This window comes from Paenibacillus lautus (genome assembly GCF_050482385.1).
GTDB classification, from domain to species: Bacteria; Bacillota; Bacilli; order Paenibacillales; family Paenibacillaceae; genus Paenibacillus_AQ; species Paenibacillus_AQ lautus_B.
Window position 1 is genome coordinate 95,822 of record NZ_JBCNHV010000015.1, and the last position, 11,328, is coordinate 107,149.

The 11,328-nt window shown below is 50.6% G+C and carries 7 protein-coding genes; 1 reads left to right on the top strand and 6 read right to left on the bottom strand.

What is annotated here, in order from left to right:
- Positions 1-74 precede the first annotated feature (74 nt).
- The 3 genes from ABEW73_RS18940 to ABEW73_RS18950 form a co-directional block, all read right to left on the bottom strand.
- Positions 75-1,574: a malate:quinone oxidoreductase gene (locus ABEW73_RS18940; protein ID WP_430165994.1), complete on the bottom strand. Its 1,500-nt coding sequence runs from the start codon at positions 1,572-1,574 to the stop codon at positions 75-77.
- A 342-nt stretch (positions 1,575-1,916) separates the two neighbouring features.
- Positions 1,917-2,555, bottom strand: coding sequence for a spore coat protein (locus tag ABEW73_RS18945; protein ID WP_430165996.1), 639 nt, complete (start codon positions 2,553-2,555; stop codon positions 1,917-1,919).
- 502 nt (positions 2,556-3,057) lie between these two features.
- Positions 3,058-3,567, bottom strand: coding sequence for a PadR family transcriptional regulator (locus tag ABEW73_RS18950; RefSeq protein ID WP_430165997.1), 510 nt, complete (start codon positions 3,565-3,567; stop codon positions 3,058-3,060).
- Positions 3,568-3,767: 200 nt separating this feature from the next.
- On the opposite strand from ABEW73_RS18950, the gene ABEW73_RS18955 reads away from it, so the two are divergent.
- Positions 3,768-5,000 carry a cytochrome P450 gene (locus ABEW73_RS18955; RefSeq protein WP_430165999.1) on the top strand — a complete coding sequence of 411 codons (1,233 nt, stop codon included), beginning with the start codon at positions 3,768-3,770 and terminating at the stop codon, positions 4,998-5,000.
- 121 nt (positions 5,001-5,121) lie between these two features.
- Here the strand turns inward: ABEW73_RS18955 and ABEW73_RS18960 are convergent, their stop codons facing one another.
- The 3 genes from ABEW73_RS18960 to ABEW73_RS18970 all read right to left on the bottom strand — a co-directional run bounded on the left by ABEW73_RS18960 (position 5,122) and on the right by ABEW73_RS18970 (position 11,236).
- Positions 5,122-6,258: a glycoside hydrolase family 88 protein gene (locus tag ABEW73_RS18960; RefSeq protein ID WP_430166000.1), complete on the bottom strand. Its 1,137-nt coding sequence runs from the start codon at positions 6,256-6,258 to the stop codon at positions 5,122-5,124.
- Positions 6,259-6,321: 63 nt separating this feature from the next.
- Positions 6,322-10,566 carry a glycoside hydrolase family 2 protein gene (locus ABEW73_RS18965; RefSeq protein WP_430166002.1) on the bottom strand — a complete coding sequence of 1,415 codons (4,245 nt, stop codon included), beginning with the start codon at positions 10,564-10,566 and terminating at the stop codon, positions 6,322-6,324.
- Positions 10,559-11,236 (bottom strand): hypothetical protein, encoded by a 678-nt coding sequence (locus ABEW73_RS18970; protein WP_430166004.1) that lies wholly within the window; start codon positions 11,234-11,236, stop codon positions 10,559-10,561. Before ABEW73_RS18970 ends, ABEW73_RS18965 begins: the two co-directional genes overlap by 8 nt.
- Positions 11,237-11,328 lie beyond the last annotated feature (92 nt).

The window sequence follows — 11,328 nt, forward strand, 5'->3', positions numbered from 1 at the left end:
TACGGTTCTTCCAGCGACGCGATTTCATTCGATCCATAAGAGAATCAAAGGTTCTTATTTCTACATCCAAGATACTAACTATAGACCAATGCTTTTGAGCTTAAACCTAGCGCTTGCGCAGTTGATTCTTGAATTTCCTCGAATAGGGCTGGGTTGTTTGCAAGGGACATGCCGTAAGAAGGAATCATTTCTTTTATTTTCGGCTCCCACTCTTTCATCTGCTGCGGGAAGCATTTTTCTAATACCTCTAGCATAACGTGAACGGCCGTCGAAGCACCCGGGGAAGCGCCGAGCAAGGCAGCAACCGAGCCATCTGCAGCACTAACCACTTCCGTCCCGAATTGAAGCGTTCCTTTCCCCTTAGGAGTATCCTTAATCACTTGTACGCGTTGGCCCGCCACGACGATTTCCCAATCCTCGCTCTTGGCATTCGGAATAAACTCGCGTAATTCTTCCATGCGTTTTTCATTCGAAAGCAACACTTGCTGGATCAAGTATTTGGTCAATGCCATCTCTTTTACACCGGCGGCGAGCATGGTCATAAGGTTATTCGGTTTGACGGAGCTTATTAAATCAAAATTCGAACCCGTTTTTAAGAACTTGGGCGAGAAGCCGGCAAACGGACCAAAGAGCAATGCTTTTTGGTTGTCAATAAATCTTGTATCCAAGTGGGGAACCGACATCGGAGGGGCGCCAACCTTGGCTTTTCCGTATACTTTAGCATGATGCTGCGCTACCACTTCCGGTTTCTTACACACCATGAATAGTCCGCTTACCGGGAATCCTCCGATATGTTTTGACTCGGGAATACCGGTTTTTTGCAATAAATGCAGACTTCCACCCCCGCCGCCGATAAAGACGAACTTGGCCGTATGATATTCGGTTTTACCGTTCACGATATCATGCACTTTCACTTTCCACGAACCATCTTGTGTACGTTTAATATCCTTGACGCTATGCTTGTAGTGAATCTCGGTGCCTTTGCTCTTCAAGTGGTCAAACAGCATGCGCGTTAAAGCGCCAAAGTTTATGTCCGTCCCGGAGTCGATTTTGGTTGCCGCAAACGGCTCATTCACTGTACGCCCTTCCATAATAAGCGGAATCCATTCCTTCAGCTGATCCGGATCCTCGGAATATTCCATCCCTTGAAAGAGCGGGTTGTTTGACAGCGCTTCAAAACGTTTTTTCAAAAAAGCCACGTCTTTTTCGCCTTGCACTAAACTCATATGAGGAATAGGCATGATAAAGTCCTGCGGATTGCGAATCAGATTGCTGCTTACCAGATAAGACCAGAACTGTCTTGAAACCTGAAACTGTTCGTTAATATTGATCGCTTTGCTGATGTCGATAGATCCGTCAGGTTTTTCGGACGTATAGTTAAGCTCGCACAGTGCGGAGTGGCCGGTCCCCGCGTTATTCCATTCATTGGAGCTTTCTTCCCCCGCGCTTGCGAGTTTCTCAAACACTTTGATCTCCCATTCAGGTACTAGCTCTTTCAGTAAGGATCCCAATGTCGCACTCATAACGCCGGCACCAATTAAGATTACGTCTGTTTTTTTCTCCATGTTGCTCATTATAAACCTTCCTTATCCCATATATTTGAAAAAAGAGTAGACGTCCCTGCTAAAAATGTCATTAAAAAGCAAGGCGTCCCCTGAAAACACACCTTTTCTGTGTCAATAATCACCATATTATAGTCTATTATAAATATTGATAGATTAAAATATCTACTATTATCTAATCATTATAAACTATTTAAAGTTGTTAACATAGTGAGAAGATCCTCCACAAAAAAAAGCCGCAAGAATCGCGACTTCTAATGCATTGATATCCAATGTGTGGGGGTTTATGTATTACTCTTCCCTTGGGAAGAGTTAAAAAAGCGCCCTGTCCATGCGGACATAGCGCTTTGGTTTTTAGTGAGGGGCCATTTTGCCAGGCATTTGCGGCTGCATCGGGGCAGTGCCGTAACTATTCTGCATGTACTGCATATCTTGCTGAGGCAGCTGCGGTACTTGGTAGTAGCCATGCTTATTTTGATAAAGCGAAATCTCATAAGCCATTTCAATGCAGTTGGGAAGGGAATCGGCAAGCACACGGCGCACGACCGGATTCGTAGATTCCATGGCAGCATTGGTTTTCATCGTAGCACCCGATTTCACTGCATTCAACATGCTGAGCGCGATGGTCTCATCGTTGATCTCAGCTGTGGACTGCATTGGTTTTTTCGGTTGACCTGGTTTCATGCCGTAAATAAAGTCATTGCCCTGCTTCATTTTATAGCTTTGCGTCGGCTTTGACGGATCTTGTCCTGTTTTAAAGCACTCTAAAGTGATGTTGTACTCATCCGCCATAAATTGCTGCTGGCGCTGCAAGATATCCCGAAGCTCCGGATCCTGTACATGCCCGCTCAGAATGGTATACGTGTTCATGGTGTTGATTGCCCCTGCCAAGACTTCGTGGACATCAAACATTTCATGACCACCATGGTTCATTTGCGGTGGAATCGTACCTGTCTCCATGTTTTGATGATTTTGTGATTGTTCAAATTGCATTCATGTACCTCCTAAAGTTATTATACGCCCTTCATATTGTGGGTTCTTTTGTCCAGAATATACGAACGATTTGGAAAATTCATTGACCTGATCCTCGTCATACCCGCGGGCGCAATTCACTTCCATATTCAATACATCCTTATCAGCATGCGGCCGTATATTGATCGAGTGCACGGCGGAGCCATTCTGCAGACGCATCGTAGTTCTCCATCTGGAACAGAAAATCCCCGTAACAGACGGCTGCCCGAATATAAGTTCAGCTTTGGCCAAATGCTATACTCTCTCTTGGTCCCTCACGCTCATTCAGTCTCCTTGATAACGATCGTTTCATCGGTACTAATATCACTCCCGCAATTGGCGCCAGATCAAACTTCTTCGGCTCCCGAAAGATCACTCTAATCAGACGATGCCTTCATCGTGAAAATTCACCAATACGCCATAGGGCTCGAACATTTTCCAAACGCCAAGTTCATCAAGAACTGGTGGAAGTTCTATTCACCCATCAGGTTACGCTATCAATCAGTTTCTCAATCCACGTCAATTCACCTTTAACCTGAGAGATCGAATACTGCAGAACCTCGTCCCGGAATAACGCCTCCCCACCTTCATCCAGTCTTCTCTCGATATCGGACAGCAGATCTTCCAAGTCCTTCTTTCTCCTAAGTAATATTCGAATTCGGTCCTCCTTAGAAATCCGCTCGAACAGGGACACTCTTACCATGAATTCGATTTGATGTTTTGCGTCTTTTTCGGTGAATTCATTAATGAGGTTGGCGATTTTCCCCCTGCCTGCTTCTGTAATTTCATATATATACTGATTCGGTCTGCCTTCTTGCTCATTCCTATGTTTGCGTACAAACCCCTCATCCGTAAATTTTCGCAATGTCGGGTATAACATATTGTGATTGACGTCCATCAAATAACCGAGATCCTTTTGTATTTCTTTTTTTATTTCATAACCGTGTTTCGGAGATTTTTCAATTTGGATCAGAATGAGAAGTTCAAGATACATGATGGCTCAAGCCTTTCGTCAACGGATTTGGCAAAATCGCTGCATCGAAGCAGCACACCTCTAGAGTATATGTTCTACTAAAATCCGACAAGGCAGAATATAAACGGAACTTTGGACATGGGTCATTGGAAACTATGACCAGTTGTGGAATTATGTTAAATTAACATATGGTATATTACACTAGCATTGGAGGGAATGTAATGAATCATGATATCATCTCTTTAGAGGAAATCACGCAATTCCATTCACCGACCGAAGAATTCAATCCTTATGATTGGTACAAGCACAAATTGCAGCATGAGCCCATCGTTTATAACCAGGCAACCCATACATGGAACGTCTTCCGCTACAATGATGTAAAGAGGGTTCTCAAGGATCATGAATATTTCTCTAGTGCAAGAACCCGAACGACGATTAGCGTTGGTGCCGACAATGCCGAAGGCCAGATGATGAGTAAAATCAACCTTCAATCCGATCCGCCGGAGCACCAAAAAAGTCGAGCATTGATTTCCGCCGCTTTTACCCCTCGCAGTTTAAAGCTCTGGGAGCCGCGCATTCAAGAGATTGCGGACCAGCTTCTGAACGAATTGGGAGACGCCGATGTCGTTGATATCGTTCAACATTACGCGAGTGCGCTGCCGACCATCGTCATCGCCGATCTGCTCGGCGTCCCTTCGGAAGACCGCCTGTTGTTTAAGGAATGGGTCAACCATTTATTCCTCCCCTTGCCCAAAGACCATTCGGAAGATGTACAGGAACTGAAACGTCATGCAGCCAAGGAATATTACAATTATCTCTACCCTCATATCGTGCAAAAAAGAGCAAATCTATCTGACGATATCATCTCCGACCTCATTCAAGCCGAGGTGGATGGAGATCGATTATCGGATGACGAGATCGTCAGAACGACGATGTTCATTCTCGGTGCGGGTATTGAAACGACGACGCTGCTGTTAGCCAATACGTTCTATTCCTTTTTATATGATAACAACCAAATTTATGGCGAAATTCGGGCCGACCGCGAGCTTCTTCCTAATGCCGTAGAGGAAATGCTCCGCTATCGGTTTAACATTGCCAAAATGGACCGTACCGTAAAACAGGATAACAACATACTCGGCGTGGATTTGAAGCAGGGCGACGTCGTCATCGCATGGATGAGTGCTGCCAATATGGATGAGGAGGTATTCGAGGATCCCTTCACTTTGAACATCCACCGGGCCAATAACAAAAAGCATTTAACTTTTGGTAACGGCGCACACTTCTGCCTGGGTGCTCCGCTGGCGCGACTTGAAGCAAACATTGCGATAAGCAGATTTATGGATTATTTTCCGCGAATTGAGCCGATGGCTGACTTTAAACTGGAGGATAACCTGAGTCCGTCTGCAGCAGGACAAATGTTGACACAGCTTCCAATCCGCGTTCATCGTTCATAACAGCCCATTAAAGTTCATATTCTACAAGCAAAAAAGCCCTTCACACGCAAGGGCCCAAACCGCATCGAGAACCCCTGTGCTTTACCTAAAAGCACAGGGATTCTCATTTTTTTAAGTCCAGCTATCTTTCACGTTCATACCAATAGCCGGGACGCCCATTGTTTAATCGGATGAGTGCTTCGAGAAAGAAATAATCTCCCCATATAACAAAATCATCCGGCGCGATCCCTCCCCTGACAAAATACGAACCATGCCGCAGAAAACCTTCTTCATCCGGATTACCGTCCGCAAAATAACCAGTAACCATCGAAACCATTGAACGCCGACCGGCATTTAGATAATATTCCCTTTGGGGATCATCGCCTGGCAACTGGTCGGCGATTTCAAGCATCCCGCATGCCGCAATGGCAGAGGCGGAGCTGTCCCTCGGCATAAGCACCGATGGCAGGACGTCAAAATCCCAATAGACGACATGATCATTTGGAAGGTGGTCGATGTAATAACGCGCCATCCGAATGGCCGTATCCAAATATTGCGGATCTTTGAAATAACGATAGGCTAACGCAAATCCGTAAATGCCCCAAGCCTGCCCCCGCGACCACGTAGAACCATCCCTGTATCCTTGGTGCGTTCCGCCGCGCATGGAATCGCCTGATTCCAGGTCAAAATAAAAAGTATGGTAGGAAGAGCCGTCTCCACGCACCAGGAATTTTAAGCTCTTGTCAGCGTGGATGCGCGCGGCATCGGCATATGCAGTTTTTCCGGTCTGTTCGGTGGCCCAGCATAACAAGGGCAGATTCATCAGGCAGTCGATGATGATCCGGCCGCCGTTTTGGGGATCGTTTTCTGGGCCCCATGCCTGGATAAGCTGAAGCGAGGGCCTCCATCGTCTCATGAGCGCATCGGCCGCTTGTAGTGCCGTGTTCTTGGCAGCTTCGTCCCGTTCAACAATCCATTGCGCTTGAGCGGATAATGAATACAAGAAGCCGATATCATGATGCTCCAGTTTTTGGTTTTTCGCTAATCTCTCTTGAAACGAACGCACGGATCGGACAGCCGCCTTATAATAGCAAGGATCCTTGCTATACTCGTAACTCAGCCACAGGATGCCAGACCAAAATCCTTCCGTCCAATCCGTATGATTGACCAGTTGATACTTGCCGTCCCCGTTTCCGACATGCGGAAACCGATTTCCAAATCGGGCGATATTCGCTTTTGTTGTGTGTAAAGTTCGTTCGATGACAGCGTTCCAGTCCATAATGTCCTCCCCATATCCAATTTGCTTCACCTGCTCTCGCCCGTCCCAATCCTATGCGTGCGACTATTTCGGTTCGACTTCATCCAGGGTCATGCGGTATTCCAGATCCCTCATGTACGTCCCGTCCGCGTGCAGAAAGGTCATGCCGAAGACAATATCCTCGCCGGTTCCGCGGACGATTGCAATCAGTCGGTTAAGGCCGCCCTTCAGGACAAGCTCGCGCTCCGGTTCTGGCACATGCTTACCGTTCAGGTAAATGGTATACGGCACATTGGCATGGACTTGCAATCGTCCCTTGCGGAATGGCGTAGCTCCTTCAGGGACCTGTACAAAACAGCTCATAAACCATGGATCATATCCGGCGCAGGCGATCCGCATCATCCCATCCTTGTGCAGCCGTTCTTTTTTCTGCATCCAGCCGTATAGGCCTTCACCCAAATTGTTTAACGAAAATTCGGGGTCGGTATAGTATGTCTTCATGGCCTCATAATCGATATGAGGCGGGCAAGGCAGTGCCATAACCGCTTCCACGGCCCATGCTCCGTCGTCTTTTTCGCTCGCCAGCAAGCCGTCATCAAAGATTGCTCCCTGATTGGCGAGCAAACGGGTATATAGCCGTAGTGCCTTCTCATTGTCGGGGTCTAGCAGAAGCTGCGAGCACAGGATGGAGCCTGCCCCCGTCCTCGCTTGGACCAGAAACGCTCCGGGGGAACGCGCTTTCCTGCGATTCAGCTCGACCAGTGCGAGACGGCTGTATTCCGCTGTGCAGCCATTGACAAAATAATCCTTCCAAGCGGTTCCCTCCACGCTGACGCATAAGGCGTCCGTTCCCGCAACCTCAAGTCGGAAGGCGGCTAGCAAAGGGTTTGAGGTTTCCCGGGGAGACAGAAATACTTTGTCGTAGCCGAACAGGTCGACCGGGCTAAAGCCGCGTACGGCCTCGTTGCTGTAAGCCGCCGCGAGATGGTACGCCTCATAAGCATCCACGCGTACAGGACGGTCCAACAGGCGGGCAAGGGTGTCATGCTGACTGCTGTCCGCCGGCAGGACAAGCACATGTCCGCCTGCTTCGGCATAGCGCCGCGCGGCCTCAGGTGCTCCAGGAGCTGCAAGCAAGCTTGCTTCTGCTACGAGCAGGCCGAATGATTGCGCAGAGAATGCGGGAAGATCGCCTCGTCCATTTTCGTCGTGGGCCGCAGCCTCATTTATCAGCGCAGCTGCATCCAGCACGGTGTAGCGCAGACACAGCCGCTCGAGGAACGCAGCCGCTTCCCCGCCGGGACGGACCAGCGCCCCCACCGGCCGCACAGTCGCACTGTCAGCGATTTCGTTGCGACCGATGTAAGCCAGCAGGTTGCGCAGCAGCAGGCAGGCTTGCGGAACGTGACGAAGATTAGCCATCAGCTCCAGCTGATTAGCCACAAACATGCCGCTTCCGCTTCGGTACTCCAAGAGCGGCGACCATAAATCCCCACCGTCGCCGAAGTCGCCGGCGCTGCACTCCAGCAGCAGCGTGAAATCGCCTTGGATCGGCTTTTCGAAAGCGGCGTGGATGATTGGCAGCGGGCCCTCTTCGCGAAGCTCCTCGTGCCAGAACATTAGATCTGGGTCGCTTAAACCCTTCAGCACCGGATGTTGGTAATCTCCGGCATGGGCCCGAAGAAACGGTCTCCGCGACAGCCTCAGCCGGCCGCCTAGCGACAACCCGCGCTGCTCCAGCATCAGCAGGCGTCCGCCGCGTGCGACGAAGCCTTTTAACTCTGTCTCCAACCCGCCATCCGGGTCCTCTGCCTTACTGCCGATGATAAGCAAATGATCGCATGACAGCAGAGCAAGCCCATCCCGGGCTACCCGCTTGCAGTCCGGAACAAGATTTCGGATCTTGGAGTAATCTTCATCCGATCCCCAGTAAGCTGCCGGGCGCCCAACGTCAGCCGGATGGCGAAGGAGGCTTCCCGACACAAGCCGGTATTCCTTCCGAAGTTCATGCATAAGATGATCGCCGTGGAACAGCACTGCCGTCAGCTCTGTCATTCCTTCGGTCTCGACGGAGAGCGGAGTCCACGACATCGCAATGGTTTTCTGCTCGGCTGGCTCCTGCCGGAATATGAAACTGCGTTCTTGAACGATTGTTTCCCCTTGCCTAATCATGCACTCGATCCGAACATCCTGTGCGGACAATGTGTCGTTGAAGACGTCAAAGCTGCGGGTGATCGTTTCGTCGTCGTAGAAACAGTAGTTGTATTCGGCTGCGAACATCGTGACTGGCTTAAACGCCTCCGCCATGATGAAAAAAGCCGGATTAGGGACGTACATCGGAGCATCAGGCAGCAAGCCGTTGTTGATCGTAAGCGAATAGGCCGGTATCACCTTGGGCTTCACCCCGGGCAAGCCCGGTTCGGACGGCGTTATCCCAACATCACTTTCCGGCATAGCCCTCATGAAATAATGGGCGAAATTGAAGGTCGCAATGCCGGAGACGCCTTGCCGCCGCGCATACTCCACGAATAGACGTTCCTTTTGTGCCAGCCCCGCCGTGCTTTCGTCCGAATCTCGATATGCCCGCAGCCCCACATACATACTGCTGTTTTGCGGACATATATACCACCAGCCACCGTGTTCACCGAAGGTAAGGGGTATGGTACGGTCCCACTGCGCGATGGTGCCGTCAATGTTGTAATGGCGGCTTTCCACCTCCGTGTGCGCTTTGGACACCAGCCGGTTGTCTCCTTCGGCGACGATCGGACGCGTGGCGTCCAGTTCCCGGATCGCCTCCATGAAGCCAGGAATATGCCGCTTATAGCCGTCCCGGCCATCCACCCAGCGCATTTCGTTCTGCAGGCTCCACATGATCACGGACGGGTGGTTCTTGTCACGTTTCACGAGCCGCTGTACATGCTTCCTGCAGTTGTCCACGTAATCGGGGTGGTCGGCAAGCATGGATTTACTTGATCCGTATATCGCCGTTTCGTCGATGATCAGCATCCCTTCTTCGTTGGCGACTCGAACGTAATCCTCCGGATAAGGCTCAGCGTGCAGCCGGATACTGTTGATCCCAACGGAACGGCACATTCGGTACCAGTTCCGGATATAGGCTTCCGTCTGCTGCAGTCCGCCTTGAAAATGCCACGAATCGCCTCGCAATCGGATCGGGATGCCATTCAGCATGAATTGCGGACCTTCGCACCAAAATTCACGGAAACCAAACACTTCCTCGCGACGGTCTAGCACCTTCTCACCTTCTACAAGCTCAAGCTTCGCCGTATACAAATACGGCGTATCGGGATCCCATAGGATGGCATCGCTCCACTCCAAATTAAAGGAAGCGCGGTAGACCGTCCCGTCGCGTATGTTTTCGCACAGTCTAATCTTCATCTCTTCCACCGGATCGATGCGCTGTGCCGTCTGCTCTGCCTGTAGGACAGGCACGGACCGCCCTCTATCTCCGAATCGCAGCTCGCCGCCTCCCTCCTCCTCAGCAGGTAATCCCTCCATCCCAATTCCTCGCCCTCGGCCTTGCGATGGTTTCATTTCATCAGCCGTATAATGGTCACTGCTTATCGAATATGCATTTTCCCTTGTATCTGAATCTTCTCCTTGCCTTAGCATGCCAATCTCCCGCACGCTCAATCTGACTTGAAGGGGATCGAGCTCCCCTCCTATTTCCGCCGCCCCAGCGGTGACATCCAGTTCAAGCCGCCCTTTCCGAACGGATGTGCGGATGGTTACATCCTCTATAGACAAGACCGGATAGCTTTCTAGATAAACGTCCTGCCATATTCCCCGGGCAACATTGCCGAACCAGGAGCCCATCAGCCCGGTCACCTTCTCCATGCCGTTTGCCAACGTTACTTTATCGAAACTGCCGCATATGACATGGAGATGATGCTCATGCCCATGCTCGGCCCAAGGCGTGATATCGAGACGCAGCGGCAGGTAGCCATCTTCCCATACGGCGACCTCTTCCTCATCAAGAAAAATGACGGCCTTTTGCATGATGCCGTCCATCCGCAGCACGATCCGCTCTCCCCACATGGATTCGGGAATATGGAAACTTCGATGCAACACGCCCGCTTCCGCTCCGTCCCATTCTTTCGGGTAGCCGTAGAGATCCATCGGAGCATATCCATGCTCGCGAATTTCGCCGAACGTTTTGCCGTTGGCTTGCTCGTAGGACCGTCTCCAGCTGGAAGGGACTTGGATATGCTGCGGCTCGTAGACGATTTCATCCGGAAGCCGGCGGCACTGAGGCTGGCCATACAGCGGCATGAAATCCCAGTCCCCGTTCAGGCATAATCGGTTACGCATGGTTTGTTCCCTGTCTTTCGGTGGAGAAGCGCGTTTCCAGCACAAGCTCCAGCTCGCGCCAAATCTCTTGGCCGTCCGGGGCCTCCTCCCACTTCATGAAATGCGGCTCCATCACCGCGGCCCAATCGTCCGGACGGAGCGATGTATTCAACTTTCCTTCATATGGGGCAGGCTCGAGTGTGGCAGGAAGCTCTGAGTAAAAAAAGAGCAGATTCTCATGCATCCCGATGATGCCGAATTTATCTCCATCGCCCGGCCGTTCTTCCTGGTACTGGTAATGGTAGTACACGTAGCTTGAGATCTCTTCGGGCTTAAGCCGGGCAATCCTTCCATACGGCACGCTGTGATCATTCGTCCGTACCCAATCCTGCTCCGAAACGGGTGCTTGATAATGAAAAATATCGGTCATCGACGCCCACCTGCGTTCAGAATCTCCTCCTGGCCAAACGGCCAGCCATGCCTCAGCTCGCGGCAGCAAACTTTCCGGAGGCACCTTCTCCCCGAGGCATTCATAATAAAGAAACAACCGGCTTCCGTCTGCAAACAAGCTTAATCGGACCACGCGTTCCCGTTCCATCGCCGCTTCGATCTCTTGTGAAACACATTCGCCCCGTAACCGTGTAAGGGCATCTTCCTCGATTCCTTCGGCCCTAAATAGACATCGCTGCATGATGTACCTCCCATCGTAATTTTGATGCTCGTGGAGATCAAAATCCGTATCCGTTTTATTTTGCCGATCATAAAAGGCGCTCCCCCATTTAC